Below are 20,708 nucleotides of genomic sequence, written 5' to 3' on the forward strand. Positions count from 1 at the left end.
ATTTATTTGGCCCCAAATTAAGGATTTTCCTTCTGGTGCGAAATAAAAAGCGATAGATTTTCTATCGCCGGATAAATGATTATTAAATCAGCGTGGCAGTTTTTCCCTGAAATAGCCGTAGATCCAGGTTCCGGAAACGGCACTTAACAAAGTAACCGTTACCGCAAAAGCTCCCGTTCCGATCTGTGCAAACAGCGGCCCCGGACAGGCTCCGGTAATGGCCCAGCCGAATCCGAAAATCAGTCCGCCGTAGATCTGCCCTTTATTGAATTTCTTCGGCGCAATGGATATTTTTCCCCCATCAACCGTTTTAATATTGAATTTTTTAATCATGAAAACCGAAATCATTGCTGTAAGAACGGCACTCCCGATGACTCCGTACATATGGAAAGACTGAAGACGGAACATTTCCTGGATCCTGAACCAGCTGATGATCTCTGCCTTTACGAATACGATTCCGAATACAATTCCTGTGATCAGGTATCTTAGCTGATGATGCCATTTTTGCTGAACCGGGTTTACATTATTACAGATGCTGTCCTGCTGAAGCTGTTTTGTCGTTGTTGTCATTCCAGTATATTTAAATTGAAAGGATCAGCGGTAAAATCAGATTGGCCATCAGAAAACCACCGGCCATAAAACAGATGGTGGCTACAAGGGACGGCCACTGAAGACTGGACAGTCCCATGATGGCGTGGCCACTCGTGCACCCTCCTGCGTAACGTGTCCCGAAACCGACCAGCACTCCACCTATTACCATGGTAAGAAACCCCCTCAGCGTCAGGAGGCTTTCAAAGCTCATCAGCTGTACCGGAACAGGATGGCTGTAGTCCGTAATTCCGTAGGTTGCCAATTCGGCCTTAAGATGAGGATTGACGGATATATCTCCCGGATTCATTAAAAATTGGGAAGCAAGGATTCCGCCTAAAAAAATTCCGGAAACAAAGATCAGATTCCAGGTTTCCTTTTTCCAGTCGTAGCTGAAAAAGCTTAGGTTTGCAGGAATGCAGGCGGCACAGATATGCCTGAGTGACGAGCTGATCCCGAAAGATTTATTCCCCAGAATAAGCAGGGCCGGAACGGTGAGGCCGATCAGAGGACCCGCAACATACCACGGCCAGGGTTCTTTTATGATTTCTAACATGGGTTTATATTTTTTAGGTTGTTTAAATTTAATGTGAATTCTACCGTATCCAATCCGTATTTAGTTTTTTAATTAATTTAAAAATAAAATTAAGGTGAATTCAGTCAGGATCTTAAATGGAATTCCCTTTAACAGAACGACAGAAGGTTTCGTCTGACCACCAAGACCCTGGATCGTATTTCTGACAAGAGAAACTTCCCGCATCCTGCATCCCTCCTCCAACCTGTTAATCCGGGTTCTTCTTTGGGTTCACGTTAAGCTTGGTTACTGTTTTATGATCCTGTTTTTATATGATTATTTCATAGATTTACTCTGGCAGATCAAATTACTTACAGGAATGTCGGTCACGGCAATGGCACTGAAACCGCCTTCGATTTCCGTAAAATTCCTGTAACCCCTTGCCTGAAGAATGCTTGCTGCCATCATGCTCCTGTACCCTCCTGCACAATGCAGGTAGAAATGTTCCGACGGATCAATCGTGCGGATCCATTCATTGATATAGGCCAAAGGCTTATTTTCTGCTCTGTTCACATGTTGAGCATTGTATTCGCCTTCCTTTCTGACATCGATCACCTTTACCTCTTTATTTTTGATTTCTTCTTTAAACTGCCGTACTGAAATCCTGTTTACCGAATCGGTTTCCTTTCCGCTTTTCTTCCAGGCATCGAAACTGCCTTTCAGAAATCCCAAAATATGGTCGAACCCTACCCGGCTCAGCCTGGTGACTGTTTCTTCTTGTTCATTTTCACCGGTAACCAAAAGGATCGGCTGTAGTACGTCAATGATCAAAGCTCCTGCCCAGGGAGCGAAGTCACCGTCGAGACCGATGTTGACGGATTGCGGGATGAACCCTTTGGCAAAATCCCCGTTGCTTCTCACATCCAGGATCAGCGCTCCCGAATGTTCTGCCGTTTCTTCAAATTCTTCCGGGGAAAGTGTCTGTAAACCATTTGACAGTACCTCATCGAAACTGCTGTAGCCCTTTCTGTTCATGGCCACATTCATTCCGAAGTAAGCCGGAGGAGGCAGAAGCCCGTCGGTCACAGCTTTGATGAAATGTTCTTTATCTTCCTGGTTGAGCGCATAATTGGTTTTCTTCTGATTGCCCAGTGAATCCGTTGTTTCCTTCTGCATATTTTTTCCGCAGGCTGAACCTGCTCCATGCGCCGGATAAACGGTAATGCAGTCATTCAAAGGTAAGATTTTGTGATACAGGCTGTCATAAAGCAAACCTGCCAGTTCCTCCTGCGTCATATCCGTTGCCTTCTGAGCCAGATCCGGGCGTCCGACATCGCCTAAAAACAAAGTATCCCCACTGAACAGAGCGGTTTCCTTTCCATTCTCATCCATCAGGAGAAAACATGAGCTTTCCATGGTGTGGCCGGGCGTGTGAAGTACTTTTATCTTAACATTCCCTACTTCGAAAACCTGACCGTCTTCTGCAACAATGGCTTCAAATTCCGGGTTTGCCGTCGGTCCGTAAACGATAGGTGCTTTTGTTTTCCTGCTTAAATCCAAGTGTCCGCTTACGAAGTCGGCATGGAAGTGCGTTTCAAAAATATACTTCAGCGAGACGCTGTCTTTATGCAGCCGTTCGAGATACGGCCGGGTTTCCCGCAACGGGTCGATAATAACCGCTTCCCCGTTTGAAACAATATAATAAGCGCCTTGGGCAAGGCATCCTGTATACATCTGTTCTATTTTCATTTTTTATGATTTTTATGTATTGACTATTATTTTATCAGGTTCAAATTTCCGGATTTGAATTTTTCTGTACCACCACTTTTCTTACATAAGGTTCCCGTGAATCACGGATGTATCTTTCACCGCTGATCTCCCGTAATCCGGCTTGAGGAGGCTCTTCTCACTTGCCCTAAAATTCAGGATGCAAATTCCCGTATGATGATGTAAATGCCCATCATCAGCGTAAACCATCCGAAAGCAGGCTTCAGCTTATTCCCGTCGATGCTCTTGGATAGTTGTGACCCGATGATGATTCCAAAGACGGCAATTGATGAAATGGTGGACAATAATTTCCAGTCGATGGCTGCGTGATGCATGGTCGAGAAAAAACCGATCAGCGAATTGAAGGAAATGATGATGAGCGAAGTTCCGATGGCTACTTTCATCGGGGTTTTAAGGAGATTGACGAGCGCGGGAATGATCATAAATCCACCGCCCGCCCCCACCAGGCCCGTTAAAACACCCACCATCAAACCTTGTCCTGCAATCATCATGGTATAATGCTTCTGACGATCACCGCTTTCTGCAGGGTCTTCTTTAGGTTTCCGGATCATTTTCCAGGAAGCCGTAATCATGAGCGCGGCAAAGATCGACAACAGGAGAATCTCTTTTGTTACGATTAAATGCCCTATGGAAAATACCTCATCCGGGATCAGTGGCAACATATAATTCCGGGTGATAAAAATTGAAATAACTGACGGAATCCCAAAAATAAAAGCCGTTTTAAGATTCACCCATCCATTTTTCAGGTAGGAAACGGAACCGGCGAGGCTGCTGATCCCGACGATAAAAAGTGAATATTCCGTTGCGGCAAGGGCATTTAATCCGAAAAGATAGACCAGAACGGGAACGGTAAGAATACTGCCGCCGCCGCCGATTAGACCCAATGAAATCCCAATTAAAACCGATGCGAAATAGCCGAACATCTCCATTTTTCTGAATTTTTATAATGCAAAATTGCAGAAAGGGAAATAGGTGTACCGCTACTTTTGTTACATAACGCAGGAATTTACAACAGGGTGATTTTATTCCGCCCCAACCGGAGCTTACCGGAATCTTCAAGCTGTTTCAGGAGACGGGAGACCACCACCCGGGCAGTTCCAAGTTCATTAGCCAGCTGCTCATGGGTAATGATCAAGGTTGTTGTCTCCAGGATTTCAGATTTCTTCATTAAAAGATTCAGCAGCCTTTCATCTACTTTTTTGAAAGCGATGGCATTGACGATGTCCAGAAGTTCTTCAAAACGTTTATGGTACAGCCTGAAAATATAATCCAGCCATTCCGGGTACTCTTTAATGAACAAGGAAACTTTATCTACGGGAAGGAACAGGATTTCCGTATCCTCCTCCACTTCGGCTTTTACGATGCTTTTTTCGTTGTGCATCCCGCCGAGAAAAGACATGATGCAGCTTTCGCCGGCCCTGATGTAATAAAGCAGGATTTCCCGGCCGTCTTCCTCGGTGCGGATGACTTTCATCATTCCCTTCATCACGATCGGAATGGAGCGGATGGATGAATTTTCATCGAGGATAACGTCCCCTTCATGATAGGTTTTCATCATTCCGTTTCCGCGGAGTTTTTTCACCAAGTCCGGCGAAGAAGCGAATTCTGAAGAAAGAACCGAATCATCCATAATTTATCTTGTCATATTAATTTTAGTTCGCTCCGATTTCGTCTACAAACAGCCAGGCTTTGGAATCGGCACCCGGATTTCCGGCAGGAATGATTCCGGCGTTTTCTATTTTTATTTTTAAATATTTCGCTTTCTGATTTCCGACCTGCAACCTGATTTTTCCTTTAGCGGCAAGAATTTCCTCTTTGCCGGTTTCTTTAATCATTTTAAAATCGGTCCCGTTATCTGAAACGAATACCTGGGCGGATTTGGCGAAATGGATCCAGCTCCCTTTGTTGTCCAGCGTATTGAAATAAACTTCCGAAAACGGCTTTGCCTGGCCGAAATCAATCGTAGCCACCACATCTTTCCCCTGAAAGCCCAGCCAGGTTTTTCCCAGCTGCCGTTGGTTCCCGATAATCCCATCGACTAAGGTGAAGGCCCCTCCGAAAGAATAGTTTTCGCTCGGCTGCTGTTCCAGATCAATTTTTTTACCGGTGGTTTTTGAAACAATGAAACCCTGTGAAGAAACAGCACTTTTCAGCTGTCCGTTTTCAAAATAGCCGGATTTTATGGTCATGGATTTTGAAACGGGAACAGGGTTGCTATAGGTCTGTGAGTTTGCCTGCGGTTCTGTGCCATCGGTTGTGTATCTGATTCCTGACGGGTTCTGTGAGGTAGAAAGTTCATAAGCCACTCCATTACCGGCCGGGATCACCTTGCCGTTGATGTTGTAAATACTTTTTGCATAATTCACCCCCATTTCATCCAGCGTCCTGAACTCATTGATCACGCGGCCTTCAAATTCCTTGTAGTTTTTCGGGTCTGAAGTTCCCCAGGCAACTTCGGAAAGGGCCATTAATCTCGGAAAGATCATGTACTGCACCTGTTTGAAATCCAGGATATATTCGGTCCAGAGGTTGGCCTGAACACCTAAGATGTATTTTGCCTGTTCTGCATTCAGTTCTTCAGGAACCGGCTGATAAGAATAGACTTTATCCAACGGGGTAAATCCTCCGAAAGCATTGGGTTCCGTAGCAGGATCGCCCTGGTAATGATCGAAATAGCAATAGGCTCCCGGAGTCATAACGGCGAAATGTCCGGATTTGGCCGCTTCCACACCCCCTTTAATGCCGGTCCAGCTCATAACGGCTGCATTCGGGGCCAGCCCGCCTTCCAGGATTTCATCCCAGCCGATGATTTTTCTGCCTTTCGAGTTGACGTATTTTTCAATCCGGTGGATGAAGTAGCTTTGTAAACCGTGCTCGTCCTTCAGGTTATTTTTCCTGATCAGCTCCTGGCAGTGGGCACATTCTTTCCATCTTGTTTTCGGGCATTCGTCGCCCCCTATGTGAATGTACTGGGAAGGAAAAAGCTGCATTACTTCATTCAATACATTTTCCAGAAAAGCAAAGGTTTCCTCTTTCGGGCAGAACACATCATCGAACACGCCCCATTGGGTTGCCGGTTCAAAAGGCCCTTTGGTACAGGCCAGTTCGGGATAAGCGGAAAGAGCCGCTAAGGCATGCCCCGGCATTTCAATTTCCGGAACTACAGTGATATGGCGCTCCGCTGCATATTTTACAACTTCTCTGATCTGATCCTGGGTATAAAAATACGGTCCGTAGGGTTTGCCGTCAAAGGTATTATCCACATACGCCCCGATCATGGATTCTTTTCTTCTGGAACCAATCTGCGTCAGCTTCGGATATTTTTTGATTTCAATTCTCCAGCCCTGGTCATCGGTTAAATGCCAGTGGAAGGTATTCAGTTTGTACATGGCGAGATAATCGATGTATTGCTTCACCTCATCCACCGTAAAAAAATGGCGGCAGACATCGAGGTGCATTCCGCGCCATGCGAATTTCGGTTTGTCCTCAATCTTCATTGCAGGAATTTTTCCTGAATCCTTATATTGCCTCAGGAGCTGAGTTAAGGTCTGAAGGGCCAGAAAATATCCCTGCTTCGTATTGGAGCTGATGATGATCTGCCGTGGGGAAATTTCGATAGCATATTTTTCATTCTCCCTCGGTTTTCCTTCGGATTGCGGTGCAAACAATACGTTCACCAGATGCGCCGTTTCCTTTTTTCCGGTACCGAATGCCAGCAGATTGCGGGTCTGCTTTTTGAAAAATTCGGTTTCCTGCCGGGGAAGATCCTGATCAAGCTTAAAGTTTTTGGGAATAATAAATTCTCCTTTTAGCCATTCCACATTCTGAGGATAAGGAATTAAATTCAATCTGTTTTGGGCAAAGAATACGCATGAAAGCAATACCGAACATACCAGTAAAAAACGCTGCATCTGATGGATTTAAGATTTAGGCGAATATACTTATTTTCTGAAAATTTACAGAACCCTTTAACTTATTAAACCTCAAAACATCTAATTTTGTAAAAAATAGACGATGAGAAAAACATTATTATTGTTTGGCGGGCTTTTATTTTCCGTGTCTTCGCAGGCACAGATCTTTGATGCCATTAAAAATGCCGTGAAAGATAAAACGGGAATCGACCTGAACCAGCCTAAAACGACCAATAGCAGTTCTTATCCTGCATCTTCAGGTTCTTCTAATGCTTCGGTCAATCTGGGAAGCCTTACCTCCCTGCAGATTTCATCGGGACTGAAGGAAGCTTTAAGCCTCGGCGTTAATGAAGGCGTGAAAAAGCTGGGGGTAACCGACGGATTCTTCCGAAATGAAGCCGTAAAGATCCTGATGCCTGAAAAACTGAGGAAAATTGATGCGACTTTACGTTCTGTGGGATTGGGAAGCCTGGCTGATCAGGGCGTCAAGCTGCTGAACCGCGCAGCAGAGGATGCCGTAACGGAAGCCGCCCCGATTTTCACCAATGCCATTACCTCAATGACGATTACCGATGCCAAAAATATCCTGCTGGGAAATGATTATGCGGCCACCAGTTATCTTCAGGGAAAAACCCAGAGCCAGCTGTTTGCCGCCTTTCAGCCCAAGGTAAAAGCTTCATTGGGGAAAGTAGGTGCCGACAAAGTATGGTCTAACCTGATCTCGAAATACAACACCTTCACCGGACAATCGGTAACGACCGACCTGAATGCGTATGTAACGACGGAGACCATCAACGGGGTCTTCAAGATGGTGGCTGAAAAAGAAAGCGGCATCCGCAATACGCCGGCCATGAGAACGACAGGCATTCTGAAGAAAGTTTTCGGAGCGCAGGACGGACGTTGATTTCTTTTGTCTTGAAACAAAAGAAACAAAAATTCAAGACTTGAACCTTTCCGCTAAAAATAAAACCTGAAACCTAAAATTCCCAAACTTGCGCGAATTCATAACTGGTTTTCCGTTTCGAATTTTATCCCGCGCTTCGGACAGAGGGAATTTCTTAACGGATTCAGGGTTTATTTTCCTCATGCTCCAAAATTTTCCAGGTCGAAAGGGATTTTCCCCATAAATTGTAAATCTACAGTAAGACTGCATTCCCGGTTTATTTACCTCTGAAAACAACCGGAAAGGTACCCGCTCTTATTTTATATCTAAGTTTTTGTGCCGTTCTCCCCATTGTTCCAATTGAGTGATAATCGGTTTCAGTTCATACCCTATTTCGGTTAATTCATATTCCACTCTCGGAGGCACTTCGGCATATACCGTCCTTGTGAGGATCCTGTGCTTTTCAAGTTTTCGCAGCTGCATGGTCAGCATACGTTCGGTGATATTGGGGATTGCTTTTTTCAGTTCTCCAAACCGCATTTTACCGTTGGTTAACCATGAGCAGATGACCAGCGACCATTGTCCGCCGATGATTCCTGCTGCATACACTTCGGAACATTCATCCGCCAGCATTTTTTTATTTTCAAAATGGGTGGACGTTTCTTTGATTTTTCCCATTACTTCCTTTTTTGATAGTACCTTACAATTCGCTGCCAATATACGTTATTAGCTGTGAACATGCTATTTTTGCTTTATAAAAAATATTTAACGCAATGAATAATCAAACAAAAAACGAGGCAGAAATGAGTAATGCAGCCCTGTTGCATGAAGCCAACGAATTCGTAAAGAAAGGAGATTATGAAAAATTTTTAGCCTACTGTACGGAGGATACGCGGTGGGTTTTCATCGGCGAACGGATCCTTTCCGGCAAGGAAGCGGTAAGGGAATATATGAAAGAATTCTATCTGGAACCGCCGGTGTTCAGTGTCGATATGACCGTTGAGGAGGGTAATTCCGTAGCCGTAACCGGTGAGATTACGCTGAAGGATAAAAGCGGCACCGGTCACCATTATGATTACTGTGATGTGTGGCGATTTGAAAACGGGAAAATTGCGGCTTTGAAAGCGTATGTTATTGAAAAAAAGAGTTAGCTGTCTACTTTTTCTGCCAGAATTAAACTTCTGATCCCATATAAATATAAACAGGCAGTTACCACCGGACTGAGATCATCGATGACCCGATTTCAGGTTGCTAAAGATGTATTGATATGAACTTAACTTAGACCGGTAATGTATCTTATAAGAAAGGATCCTGAAGCTGTAATTTCAGGATCCTTCTTTATTATCAGTAAATGTTTTTCTACAACAGAACCCGCCTGTAGCATTATTTTATTCTGATGTTGCCGGCCGACCCTGTTCCCGACATTCCTTACTTATTCATATCGATGACATAACGGAAGCGTACCTCTTCGTTTTTAATTTTATCAAAAGCATCGTTGATGTCCTCAACAGGAATCATTTCCACTTCCGGCGCAATCCCGTGGGCTGCACAGAAATCCAGAACTTCCTGGGTTTCTTCAATGCCTCCGATCAGTGATCCTCCGACAGACCGTCCATATTTTGCCACCTCCATATTGTCCAGAGGCTTTTCATAATTTCCCAGAAGGCCCACAGTTACCAAGGAACCTTTCACTCCCAAAAGAGGCACATAAAGATTAATATCGAAACCATCAGGAATCGTAATCAGAATAAAATCAAAAGCCAGTTCGTTGGCCTTCATATCTTCTTTATTGTCTGAAATAATCACACGGTCGGCACCAAGCTTCAACGCTTCTTCACGTTTTTCTTCCTTTGTGGTAATGGCCGTTACATTGGCTCCCATTGCTTTTGCAATCTGTACAGCCATGTGGCCCAAACCGCCGATCCCTACGATGGCTACCTTGGAACCTGCTTTAATACCTGCCTTTTTAAGAGGGCTGTACGTGGTAATCCCTGCGCACAGGATCGGTGCAGCGCTTGAAATTTCCAGTTTCTCAGGAAGCGTCAGTAAGAAATTTTTGTTTGCAATGATATGGCTTGAATATCCTCCGAAGGTATTGTAATCCGACTCAGGATCATTGAAATACCCGTTATAAGTCATTGTCGCTCCATGTTCTCCCAGACAAAACTGTTCTTCTCCGCTTTTACATGATTCACAGGTCTGGCAGCTGTCGATCATACAGCCAACGCCTACCAGCTGGCCTGTCTGAAAATCCGAAACCCCGTCACCGATTTCTACAATTTTACCGATTACTTCATGACCGGGAACACATGGGTATCTTGTATTTTTCCAGTCGTTGTTCACCTGATGGATATCGCTGTGGCAAACCCCGCAATAAAGGACTTCAATAAGCACTTCATCTGCTTTCGGATTGTCGCGGACAACATCCATTTCTTTCAATGATTTCCCGTTGATCAGGCTGCCGGAAGCTCCGAAGCCTTTTACACTGAATTTATTGTCATGATGTACAATACTTTTTTCCATAATAATACGATTTTGTGTGGTGTGAAATTATTATCAGCTCTGGAGCTAATTTTTAAATACTTTCTGAACTCACAATTTTCAGACCAATCATTTTATTGAAGCCTTTAAAGCATCATGCATCAGAAATCAGATTACCGAAAAACAGTATACTTAGAACCAGCGGTCATATTCAACACTTTCATCAGATATAAATAAACGGCAAGAAGAAAGGCTGTCTCAAAAAAACAGCCTTTACGTATTAATTGTTATATAATGCCAGAAGCTAAAAGCTAAAAGCCAATAGCTATAAGTCTTCTAAAACTGCATTTCCGGTACTTCACCTTCAATGATTAGCCCGGCTTCCGTTGATTTTACGATATGTTCTACGGAAACGCCCGGTGCTCTTTCCACCAGCCTGAATCCTGCCGGTGTTACATCCAATACTGCCAACTCGGTCACCACTCTTTTCACACAGTTTACTCCCGTCAGGGGAAGCGTACATTTTTTAAGGATTTTGCTTTCCCCGGCTTTGTTCACGTGCATCATCGCCACGATAATATTTTCGGCAGAGGCAACCAGGTCCATTGCACCGCCCATTCCTTTCACCATCTTTCCCGGGATCTTCCAGTTGGCGATATCGCCGTTTTCGGCGACTTCCATGGCTCCGAGAATGGTGAGATCCACTTTCTGCGCACGGATCATTCCGAAGCTGAAGGCTGAATCGAAAAAGGAGCCTCCGTCGAGGATCGTGATCGTCTGTTTTCCGGCATTGATGATGTCTGCATCTTCTTCCCCTTCGAAGGGAAAAGGCCCCATTCCCAGTACGCCGTTTTCACTCTGGAATTCTACGGAAAGATTGTCCGGCACATAATTGGCCACCAATGTAGGGATCCCGATTCCCAGGTTTACATAATATCCGTCTTTCACTTCTCTGGAAATTCTCTGTGCAATTTGTTCTTTAGTCAGCATAGCTTAATCTTATCCCGCCAAATTAGCCATTTTTTCAGAATTACGAAATATTTTCTTTCTTATCCTATGGTAAATTTTAGTACTCAATTTGTTGTAAATTTGTCATCTTATGAAAGTTTTACTGCATTACCTGAAACCCTACCGTCTCCTGATTTTCATTTCCCTGCTCTTAGCCTCTGTAAACCAGGTTTTTTCACTGTTTTCGCCCGCGATTACCGGAAATATCCTGGACCGGCTGGTGACCCATCCTAATTTCTTCGATAAGGAGAAAACCATTCCGAGAACGATGGATGACTATCTTTATGGCACCGATATTTACCATGGTGTTTTCTATTTCCTGGGGCTTTTGATCGGGACAGCGATGATCAGCCGTATCGCCAAGGCCTTCCAGGATTATGTGGTGAATGTGATCATCCAGAAGTTCGGAGCTAAAATTTTCACTGATGGCTTAAGGCATTCCATGAGGCTGCCGTATCATGAATTTGAGGACCAGCGGAGCGGTGAAACGCTTTCGATCCTGACCAAGGTGCGTGAAGATACCGTAAAGTTCATCAATAATTTCATCAATATCTTTTTCGGAATTCTGGTGAGCATCATTTTCGTTTCGGTGTATGCAGTCCGTCTGCACTGGTCGATCATGCCGGTCTATGTTCTGGGAATCATCTTTATTGCCGTTGTTACCAACCTGCTGAGCAGAAGGATAAAGACCATCCAGAAAAGCATTGTGAAGGAAACTACCGACCTGGCGGGAAGCACCACGGAAAGTTTACGGAACATCGAGATTGTCAAAAGTTTAGGCCTTACCAATCAGGAAGTGGAACGGCTGAATAACAATACCTATAAAATATTAAACCTGGAGCTGAGAAAGGTAAAAAGCATCCGCTCCCTGAGCTTTGTACAGGGAACACTGGTAAACTTTTTACAGCAGATGATTACGTTCACCTTATTGCTGTTGATTTTTAAAAATATTGTTACGCCGGGGCAATACTTATCGCTGATGTTTTACGGGTTCTTTATCTTCGGGCCGATGCAGGAGATCGGGAATATCATTATTTCCTACCGTGAAGCACAGGCCTCGCTTAATAATTTTGACCGGGTGATGAAAAAAGAAGTGGAGCCGAAGCCTTTGACGCCGAAGAAAATAGGAGCCATTGAGGAACTGGAATTCCGGAAGGTTTCTTTCCAGCATCAGACGGCTCAGTACAAAGCCCTCAATTCGATTTCCTTTGAGGTTAAAAACGGGGAAACCATTGCTTTCGTCGGGCCGAGCGGTTCCGGGAAAAGTACGCTGGTGAAACTGCTTGTCGGTTTATACCGGCCGCAGGAAGGTTCCATTTTTTACAATCATGTGGATGGAAAAGAGTTTGATTTTGATGAGCTGAGGAACCAGATCGGATTCGTAACCCAGGATACCCAGCTTTTTGCGGGAACCATCCGGGAGAACCTTCTGTTTGTGAATCCGGCGGCTACCGAAGAAGACCTGCAGTCTGCCTTGAAAAAATCCAGCTGTACCGGCCTTCTGGAACGTGCTGAAAACGGAATTGAAACAGTGATCGGAGAAGGCGGACTGAAGCTGAGCGGCGGTGAAAAGCAACGGATTGCCATTGCCAGGGCTCTGTTGCGCAAGCCACATCTTCTGATTTTTGATGAGGCGACTTCCGCACTGGACAGCATCACCGAAGAAGAAATTACAACAACCATCAAAGAAATTTCCAAAGAAAAAGAACAGATTACCGTCCTGATTGCCCACCGTCTGAGTACCATCATGCATGCCGACCGGATTTATGTGCTGGAACGCGGACAGATTGTGGAAACCGGATCGCACCTGAACCTTATCGAAGAAAAAGGGCTGTATTACGCGATGTGGAGACAGCAGATCGGGGAAAGAAAGACGGTGTAAAAGGCGGGATGCTGGAAGATGGATGACAGATGTTAGGAATTGTCTGTTACTCCAAAAGTTTTGCATCTGCCTGTTTTATTAACGGTTTGAAGATTGGAACACGTAATGGCAAAAGAGAATTTTCCTTATTGGAGGTTAAAAGGCGCGAGGATTTTATTAAGGATAAAATTGTAAGTACCATTTACCTTTAACTGGAAATGGAATCTCCGTCAGGTTTTGCGGATACTCAGATGGAAGTGAGATTAAACGGCACTGAAATTCATTGGGTTGAATTCTTTGCGCCTTTAAACATTATCTTCTTTAAAACTTTGCAGCTTTTCGATTCCAGCCATTTTAATATCAAATAAAAAGAATAAAGACCATGAAAATTTCACGGTCTTTTATTTTAATCTCTTTTTCTTACGGTTCTCTGCTCGATTCTTTTTTCGAATTTTTCACCCTGGAAAATTCTTTGGATCATGATTCCGGGAATATGGATCTGGTTCGGGTCCAGTTCGCCCGGTTCTACAAGTTCTTCCACTTCGGCAATGGTAATTTTCCCGGCACCGGCCATCGGATGGTTGAAGTTTCTGGCCGAGCCTTTGAAAACAAGGTTTCCGGCGTGGTCGCCTTTCCAGGCCTTGACGATAGCGAAATCGGCTTCATAGGCAAATTCGAGGATGTGCGGTTTTCCTTTGAAATCTTTTACTTCCTTTCCTTCTGCTATTTCGGTTCCGAAACCGGCCGGTGTATAAAAGGCAGGAATTCCTGCCTGTGCCGCCCTGCATTTTTCAGCCAGTGTTCCCTGAGGTGTCAGCTCCACCTCCAGTTCACCGGAAAGCATCTGTCTTTCGAATTCGGCATTTTCTCCCACGTAAGACGAGATCATTTTTTTGATCTGCCTTTTATGAAGCAGCAGCCCCAATCCGAAGTCATCCACTCCGGCATTGTTTGAGATGCAGGTCAGGTCTTTTACATCGCTTTCCACCAGGGCATTGATTGAATTCTCCGGGATCCCGCAAAGGCCGAAACCGCCCAGCATCAGCGTCATACCATCCTCAATTCCTGCGATGGCTTCCTTTGCATTCTGTACTCTTTTATCTATCATGAACTATCAGATTTTTCTGTTGGCTAAATTTAATACTTTTTCCCATATCCCGACGAATGGGAAATCATTTCATTGAAGAAGGATCAATTTCAGGAGATCAACGGCTAAATTAATACCAATTGTTTTTATTCAAAAGGCTGGAAGAGGGATGCCGGAGGCTGGAAGTTTTTTTCAGTCAATATCAAAACACAAACTTATTTGTAAAGGTTTCCAAATATTGAAGTTTCAACTGTATTATGACCATAAAAGATAATTCATATCTCTACCGGGATAACAATTAAAGGCCTGATGTAAAAAATAAAGTCTGCTGCCCTAGCCCGGATCGCAGCGGTTACCCCACAGCGGCGTTGGATCGATTGGGAGCGGATGGGTTTTGGAGATGGAAAGAAGGGAAAGGATCGGTGCGAGGAGTATGAGCGGAGAGCCGGAAACAGCTCCTTAAAAAGATGGTTCAACCGGTCTGCCAATATCATTGTTTCATGTTATGACAATCCTAAAAAACGTGGTCTGAATTTTGGTTGTGGTATGCTACACCAATTAAATTACGTTATATGGAAACGAAAGACATTTCAAGAGTTGCGTTAGGCGCATTTCTGATCACGGCCGGTATCGGGCACCTTACTTTTGCAAGAAAAGCCTTTCAGGCACAGGTTCCGGAATGGGTACCGCTGGATAAGGACGATACGGTTGTTTATTCCGGCTATGCAGAGATTGCGCTGGGGACGGCAATGATTGTAACGCCAAAGAAATATCGAAAAACTATGGGGAAAGTGGTTGCCGGATTTTTTGCTGCGGTATTCCCGGGAAATATTGCCCAGTATAAAAACAGAAGGGATTCTTTCGGATTAAATACCGACAACGCCAGGCTCGGCAGGCTGTTTATGCAGGGCCCGCTGATTGCCTGGGCACTGAAATCCACAGATGAAGAATAGACTGGCAGAAATAGAAAGCGGGAAGATTTGAATTTTCCCGCTTTTTTTAACCACTTTTATTCGTTCGACTTATCTATATTTTGCATACCGGACAAAAATAAACGTCTCTTCTACTCTCTTAAATTTCAGAATATAACCCGATTGAAATTGTCTGAGTTTTTAAATATTTACTGATAAATTATTTGGGAAATTAAAAAAATGTTTTGTACATTTGCAACCTGTTATTCAACCTCTGACGAAGTCCGTGTAAGTTGCTTAGCCTTAACATTTTATTTATTTAATAATGGATTTATTAAAGTACGTACAAGACAAGTACATTACAAAAAAAGAATTCCCTGAATTCAAAGCCGGTGATACCATCACGGTGTATTACGAGATTAAAGAAGGACAAAAAACAAGAACCCAGTTCTTCAAAGGAACGGTTATCCAATTAAGAGGTACCGGTTCTACAAAAACTTTCACCATCAGAAAGATGTCCGGTGATGTGGGTGTAGAAAGAGTATTCCCTATCAATATGCCTGCCCTTCAGAAAATCGAAGTTGACAGAAGAGGTAGAGTTAGAAGATCAAGAATCTACTACTTCAGAGACCTTAGAGGTAAAAAAGCAAGAATTAAAGACGCTGCTTACAAGAAGAAATAATTCAGACAACAATACATACGAAAAGAGACCGTTTATTTTAAGCGGTCTCTTTTTATTTGGTAAATGGTGAATTTTTTTTCGTAAGTGAATGGTGAATTTTTTCTTTTTAGCTAAATAGGAATCTTGAATTTATTTTATAAAATTGTATAAGGCACTCCAAAACTGATCATATACTTCAATATGCGGAAGGTGCCCTACATTTTCAAGCTCTACTAATTTTGAACCGGCAATCTGCTGTTGGGCCTTCTTCCCCAATTCCTGGTACTGCCCCATTTTCGGCTGCAGATTTTTGGGCGTCCGGTCTTTTCCTATTGCTGTCCGGTCCCTGGTTCCAATAATCAGTAGAGTCGGGACTTTAATGTTTTGAAATTCATAGCAGACCGGCTGGTTGTAAATCATATCGGAAGTTAAAGCGGCATCCCAGGCCACTTTCGGATAATCGGGATGTAAGGTCCAGCCGGCAATCAGGTCGAGCCACGGCTGGTATTCCGCCTTCCATTTGTTATCATAATAGAATTTCAATTGGTAATTCTTGTATGATTCTGCCGTATTTTTAAGTTCCGACTGATAAGCCTGGTCAATGGTCTGATAGGATGCAAAAGTTTTGTAATCTTCCAGTCCGATCGGGTTTTCCAATATTAATTTTTCTACTCTTTCAGGATACAGCAAAGTAAACCGGGTGGCTACCATCCCACCCATTGAATGACCGAGAACAATAGTTTTGTCAATTTTAAGTTCATCCAGAATAGCTTTGGTATTATTTGCCAGCTGTGAAAACGAAAACTGATAGCTCTGAGGTTTTGACGATTTGCCGAAACCGATCTGATCCGGAATAATGACTCTGAATCCTTTAGACGAAAGATCTTTTGCCGTTCTTTCCCAATAAGCGCCGTTGAAGTTTTTACCATGAAGCAGCATGACGGTTTTTCCGTTTGCCGTTTTAGGCTTTACATCCATATAAGCCATTTTAAGATCATTATTCTGGGATTTCAGATTTAAAAATCGGACTTCGAAGGGATACGGGTAATTCGTCAGTTCCGCATCCAAAGGTCTGATTTGGGAAAACATCAGGCCAGACACCAAAAAGAGTATTATGAGGACTGTATTTTTATAATATGTCATAGATTTATTTTGAGATATTTAAATTAAAAAACCGTTCCAAAAGAAACGGTTCATCAATATTGATTTGTCATTTTATGACATTTCGTTTATCCTGATTTCTTTTTTAGGAAGATTCATAAGAATAATGGCAAAGAGGATCAGAACGATTCCGACCCACTGAATAAAGATAACTTTTTCACCCAATAATACAAAAGCCATGGTTACCGAAACGGGAAGTTCGAGGGAAGAAACAATACTTCCCAACCCAAGGCCCGCATTCGGAAACCCGATGTTGAACAGTATAGGCGGAATGATTGTTCCGAATAAAGACAGAATAAGTCCGTACGTCCAAAAAATGGAATAATTGAAGGCGTGGATATGTTCTGTATTTCCGGTAAAGTTAAGATAAAATGATTTTAATCCTTCAAAATGCAATGGGCCGATCTGGGCAAAAAACAGAAATCCGAAAATAATAACAGACCCGCCGGAAAGCATGATGATGCTTTTTCTGAAAACCGGAAGACGGGTTGCCAGCGTATTGGAGGTAAACATGGTAAGTGTATAGGAAGCCGCTGCCATCAACCCACAGAAAATCCCTTTCCAGTCTAGATCCAGGCTCTCATTGACTAAATTGGTGGCGAGAACCGTTCCTGCCAACACAATGATTACCGATACTATTTTTCTCGTGTTGGGCCATTTTTTTGTAAGGATACTCTCCACTACTACGCTGAACCAAACCGACTGCATCAGTAACACAATGGCAATGGATACGTTAATATACTGAACGGCAATATAATAAAACAAGCTGGTGCAACCCAATGAAGTTCCTGCGAGCATCAGGTTTCTTACTTCCTTTGAAGTTGGCGATGGTAAAGCTTTTTTGGACGTTACAGTCTGAATAAAATTTAAAACCAAAAGTCCAATCAGTCCCAGTAAAAATTGTGAGGTGGTAACTTCCGATGTGGTAAAACCGTCCTGATAAGCCAACTTTACAAAAGTTGCGAGCATTCCGTAGATGCTTGCTCCGATTCCTACAAATAAAACTCCTTTCAATATATTCTTCTTCTGCATAATTCATTTTTTTAACAGCCTGCAAAGGTACAATTTATTCTGAAAATGGGCAGATCAGGAGCATGAATAAAAAATATCCTGTGTGAGCTTGGCTCGCACAGGATATTTAAATTAATCTGTATGTTAAATTATTTTCTTACGATAACTTTTGAAGCCGCATCAATACCGATTCCTTTTACTTTCACCATATAGGTTCCGTTGATCAGTTTGTCCGTAGAGATTGCTTTTTTAGCATCCGGAGAAATTTTATCTTCAGAAGATACCAGTTTTCCTGACATATCATAAATTTCAACGCTTACCTTTCCTAAGGTATTGCCTGGGAAATTGATGAAGAATTCATTCTTCGCCGGATTCGGATAAATCGAGATGTTGTTTTTAACCACTTTCACTTCATCCGTAGCAAGCGCACAGCCTGCCGGTACCGAGAAATCCTGAACCTGGTCATTGATATTTGTTTTGGAACCCGCACTTGCATTAACTCCTAAACCTCTCTTGGCAAAAGTTCTCCAGATCATACACCGGTCAGCCCCTTGGGTGGTGGCCATATCAGCAGCTAATATCGCATCTCTACCTTCTACGAAGGTAGGATAACAAGGCTGTAACTTCAAAGCATCCGTTACCAGCTGAAGTACTCTTGAGCTTCCATTGGTGGTATTAGCCGTTACATCAGAAGAGTATCCGTACTTAGCAACATACTGCCAGTGAAGATCCCAAAGCATGGTTGCCCATACAAATCCGATGGAGTGAACATCCGGAACAAGTTGTCCGCTGGAATTCGTATATTCCATACCGTTGGTATCTGTATAAGTATAGTCATTAATGGTAAAGTCCGGAGAATATTTAGCAGGTCTGATTCCTCCGCCGCTGGTAGCCTGTCCTACCGCATAAGTACCGATCCCCCTTGGAACAGAAGCGTTGTCTCCCGGTTTATTTGTCAGCATCAATGCGAAGAAGTCCGACCATCCTTCTCCCATCTGTTCTTTGTCCGATGAAGAACTCAGACATCCTACATTGGTCCCCGTAAGACGGGTGGAAATACCATGTCCATATTCATGGGTTACGATTCCGTTATCAAAGCTTCCATCAGGCGTTACACTGGCAGCCGGGTCATTTTTTAATGTGACATTGACAGTTGTGTTAGCCGCAAGCTGGCTTTTGATATAAGCCCCTTCAGTATCCGTAATAAATACCGATGGAATAGTAATGGTTGTATCGGTTCCTGACATTCCACCAACAGCACCCGCAATATTGTTATAAATAATAACAGCAGTTGCTCCGGCATCCTGGGCATTTTTCACTTTTACGGTAAATGCACAGGTTCCTCTTTCGATCAACCCGATTTTACCAGCCAGTGATCCTGCCGGAATAGCTGTACAGCCATCTAACACGGATGACAACTGAACATTACCTGTAACTCCGGTAGCATCCAAAGGATTACCGAACTGAGCAGTTCCCGCAACTGGCTGCCGCGGTACAGCGGAACTCGGTGCATTATAGAAAAATAGTCTATTAATTGTACTCCACATGTACATCTGCATTCTCGGTTTTGAACCATCTGCCGGTGTCGAAAAGTTTGCGTTATCGGTACCACCACCATCCTGAGCCTCCGCCTGTACATAATCGTTACCAGCACCACCTAGACCAAAATTGGTATTCTGGAAATTTTTTGCTGCCGGTGTAAAGCCGAAGGTATAAAAAATATCGTGGACTTTATTGTTTATATAAAATAAATTGGTAATGGATGCATCTAAATTATTAAACTGGTCTGCATTGATACTAAAAGGATAATTAAAATTCCTAGTTACTCCTGCTTCAGGAGAATATCCGGCAATATTTGCAGCAGCTGTATCTTCATAAGCATATACATTATTTCCTCTGGTCGTAGTATATCTTGTAGTACCGTCATAATGCCATCCCTCCGGAGATGCTGCAAGAATCCATGGATTGTTTACGATAGATCTGGAGGCGAAAGTCGGCGCTTCAACCGGTAAAGGAAAAACGTTATAAGAAGCATTATCAGGGGCAAGGAAGAAAGCGGCAGTCGACGAGACTTTATTAATCGGCCCTATGAATTCGTTCTGTGCCTGAGAATGATCATGGCCATAGGCATCAGTGTGGAAATTACAGGATAAATTTAAATCCTGCTTACGCAAAATTTCACCGTTGGAAGCATCTACCAAAATATTCCAGTAACTTGGAGAAGAAGGTTCAGGAACCGAAAATTCATACGCGAGTTTCAGGTTTTCAGCATCTTCTACATAAACCAATCTTTGTTTAGCAAATTTTCCGTCTGCAGGATCAGCATCACTGAAACTGAGAATAGGATAATTTTCTATTTGGGGCTTCTGCAGATTCTGAGCAATTTTCTTCAGAGCAGCCGTTCTGGCTATCGATATCGCTGAAGATGCAGCCGTTTTATAATCTTTTAAAAAAGTATCGGTATAATAAATAATTTTATTATCTCTTACCAGCATGGTCCCTCCTGCATTGTACACAGGAAGCCCGTTAAAGGTCTGTTGAAATTTTACAACATTTCCATTTAATGACTTTGATTCATCTACATTATCAATGATAAAGTTAGCAAGATCAGATTTCTTATATTCTTTAATCTTGTTTTGAGAAATATAATCTTTAATTAATCTCTCGTTATCTTGTCCGAAAAGAACGGAAGGAAAGATTGCAGATACTGCAAATAACAGGGGTAAAGCTACTTTTTTCATATACACTAATAAAGGCGCTAATCTACAAATAATTAACAACAAAATAACAATAAATTTAAAATTATTTAAAGACAAATCTATTTTATCCGATACCTGTTTAAT

The 20,708-nt window shown here is 43.1% G+C and carries 18 protein-coding genes; 5 read left to right on the forward strand and 13 right to left on the reverse strand.

Translation table 11 applies throughout. The annotated features are described in order from the left end of the window. Positions 1-87: 87 nt before the first annotated feature. The 6 genes from CHA01nite_RS10120 to CHA01nite_RS10145 form a co-directional block, all read right to left on the reverse strand. Complete coding sequence (locus tag CHA01nite_RS10120; RefSeq protein WP_146941201.1) at positions 88-570, reverse strand: DUF6691 family protein; 483 nt, start codon at positions 568-570, stop codon at positions 88-90. 10 nt (positions 571-580) lie between these two features. Continuing rightward, positions 581-1,177: a YeeE/YedE family protein gene (locus CHA01nite_RS10125; RefSeq protein WP_373869023.1), complete on the reverse strand. Its 597-nt coding sequence runs from the start codon at positions 1,175-1,177 to the stop codon at positions 581-583. Positions 1,178-1,438: 261 nt separating this feature from the next. Next, positions 1,439-2,851, reverse strand: a complete 1,413-nt coding sequence (locus CHA01nite_RS10130; RefSeq protein ID WP_146941203.1) for an MBL fold metallo-hydrolase — start codon at positions 2,849-2,851, stop codon at positions 1,439-1,441. A 173-nt stretch (positions 2,852-3,024) separates the two neighbouring features. Next, the gene (locus CHA01nite_RS10135) at positions 3,025-3,819 is read right to left on the reverse strand and encodes a sulfite exporter TauE/SafE family protein (protein WP_146941204.1); all 795 of its coding nucleotides are present in this window, start codon (positions 3,817-3,819) and stop codon (positions 3,025-3,027) included. Positions 3,820-3,896: 77 nt separating this feature from the next. Continuing rightward, a complete protein-coding gene (locus CHA01nite_RS10140) occupies positions 3,897-4,520 on the reverse strand; it encodes a Crp/Fnr family transcriptional regulator (protein WP_146941205.1) in 624 nt (207 codons plus the stop codon). A 22-nt stretch (positions 4,521-4,542) separates the two neighbouring features. After that, complete coding sequence (locus tag CHA01nite_RS10145; protein WP_146941206.1) at positions 4,543-6,801, reverse strand: glycoside hydrolase family 20 protein; 2,259 nt, start codon at positions 6,799-6,801, stop codon at positions 4,543-4,545. 103 nt (positions 6,802-6,904) lie between these two features. Here CHA01nite_RS10145 and CHA01nite_RS10150 point away from each other — a divergent pair, with 103 nt between their 5' ends. Next, complete coding sequence (locus tag CHA01nite_RS10150) at positions 6,905-7,705, forward strand: DUF4197 domain-containing protein (RefSeq protein WP_146941207.1); 801 nt, start codon at positions 6,905-6,907, stop codon at positions 7,703-7,705. A 294-nt stretch (positions 7,706-7,999) separates the two neighbouring features. On the opposite strand, the gene CHA01nite_RS10155 is transcribed toward CHA01nite_RS10150, so the two are convergent. After that, on the reverse strand, positions 8,000-8,362 hold the full coding sequence (locus CHA01nite_RS10155) for a winged helix-turn-helix transcriptional regulator (RefSeq protein ID WP_146941208.1): 363 nt from the start codon (positions 8,360-8,362) through the stop codon (positions 8,000-8,002). Positions 8,363-8,457: 95 nt separating this feature from the next. Here CHA01nite_RS10155 and CHA01nite_RS10160 point away from each other — a divergent pair, with 95 nt between their 5' ends. Then, positions 8,458-8,835 carry a nuclear transport factor 2 family protein gene (locus CHA01nite_RS10160; protein WP_228458390.1) on the forward strand — a complete coding sequence of 126 codons (378 nt, stop codon included), beginning with the start codon at positions 8,458-8,460 and terminating at the stop codon, positions 8,833-8,835. Between the two features lie 277 nt (positions 8,836-9,112). Here CHA01nite_RS10160 and CHA01nite_RS10165 read toward each other — a convergent pair whose 3' ends face one another. Both CHA01nite_RS10165 and CHA01nite_RS10170 read right to left on the reverse strand, forming a co-directional pair. Beyond that, positions 9,113-10,207 (reverse strand): NAD(P)-dependent alcohol dehydrogenase, encoded by a 1,095-nt coding sequence (locus tag CHA01nite_RS10165; protein WP_146941209.1) that lies wholly within the window; start codon positions 10,205-10,207, stop codon positions 9,113-9,115. Positions 10,208-10,501: 294 nt separating this feature from the next. Then, entirely contained in the window at positions 10,502-11,155 is a 654-nt protein-coding gene (locus CHA01nite_RS10170; RefSeq protein WP_146941210.1) for a 3-oxoacid CoA-transferase subunit B, read from the reverse strand. Between the two features lie 109 nt (positions 11,156-11,264). Between CHA01nite_RS10170 and CHA01nite_RS10175 the strand changes: the two genes are divergently transcribed. After that, the gene (locus CHA01nite_RS10175; protein ID WP_146941211.1) at positions 11,265-13,055 is read left to right on the forward strand and encodes an ABC transporter ATP-binding protein; all 1,791 of its coding nucleotides are present in this window, start codon (positions 11,265-11,267) and stop codon (positions 13,053-13,055) included. Positions 13,056-13,440: 385 nt separating this feature from the next. Here CHA01nite_RS10175 and CHA01nite_RS10180 read toward each other — a convergent pair whose 3' ends face one another. Beyond that, positions 13,441-14,142 carry a CoA transferase subunit A gene (locus tag CHA01nite_RS10180; RefSeq protein WP_146941212.1) on the reverse strand — a complete coding sequence of 234 codons (702 nt, stop codon included), beginning with the start codon at positions 14,140-14,142 and terminating at the stop codon, positions 13,441-13,443. A gap of 551 nt (positions 14,143-14,693) precedes the next feature. On the opposite strand from CHA01nite_RS10180, the gene CHA01nite_RS10185 reads away from it, so the two are divergent. Together CHA01nite_RS10185 and rplS are read left to right on the forward strand one after the other, a co-directional pair. Further along, a complete protein-coding gene (locus CHA01nite_RS10185) occupies positions 14,694-15,074 on the forward strand; it encodes a DoxX family protein (protein ID WP_146941213.1) in 381 nt (126 codons plus the stop codon). A gap of 283 nt (positions 15,075-15,357) precedes the next feature. Beyond that, entirely contained in the window at positions 15,358-15,714 is a 357-nt protein-coding gene (gene rplS / locus CHA01nite_RS10190) for a 50S ribosomal protein L19 (RefSeq protein WP_034709455.1), read from the forward strand. 129 nt (positions 15,715-15,843) lie between these two features. On the opposite strand, the gene CHA01nite_RS10195 is transcribed toward rplS, so the two are convergent. The 3 genes from CHA01nite_RS10195 to CHA01nite_RS10205 form a co-directional block, all read right to left on the reverse strand. Further along, positions 15,844-16,782, reverse strand: coding sequence for an alpha/beta fold hydrolase (locus tag CHA01nite_RS10195; RefSeq protein WP_228458391.1), 939 nt, complete (start codon positions 16,780-16,782; stop codon positions 15,844-15,846). Between the two features lie 126 nt (positions 16,783-16,908). Then, on the reverse strand, positions 16,909-17,886 hold the full coding sequence (locus CHA01nite_RS10200; RefSeq protein ID WP_146941215.1) for an EamA family transporter: 978 nt from the start codon (positions 17,884-17,886) through the stop codon (positions 16,909-16,911). A 128-nt stretch (positions 17,887-18,014) separates the two neighbouring features. Beyond that, positions 18,015-20,606 carry a T9SS-dependent M36 family metallopeptidase gene (locus CHA01nite_RS10205; RefSeq protein ID WP_170234717.1) on the reverse strand — a complete coding sequence of 864 codons (2,592 nt, stop codon included), beginning with the start codon at positions 20,604-20,606 and terminating at the stop codon, positions 18,015-18,017. Positions 20,607-20,708: the final 102 nt, after the last annotated feature.

Origin of the sequence: Chryseobacterium hagamense (genome assembly GCF_007991455.1) — a bacterium.
Classification (GTDB): Bacteria; Bacteroidota; Bacteroidia; order Flavobacteriales; family Weeksellaceae; genus Chryseobacterium; species Chryseobacterium hagamense.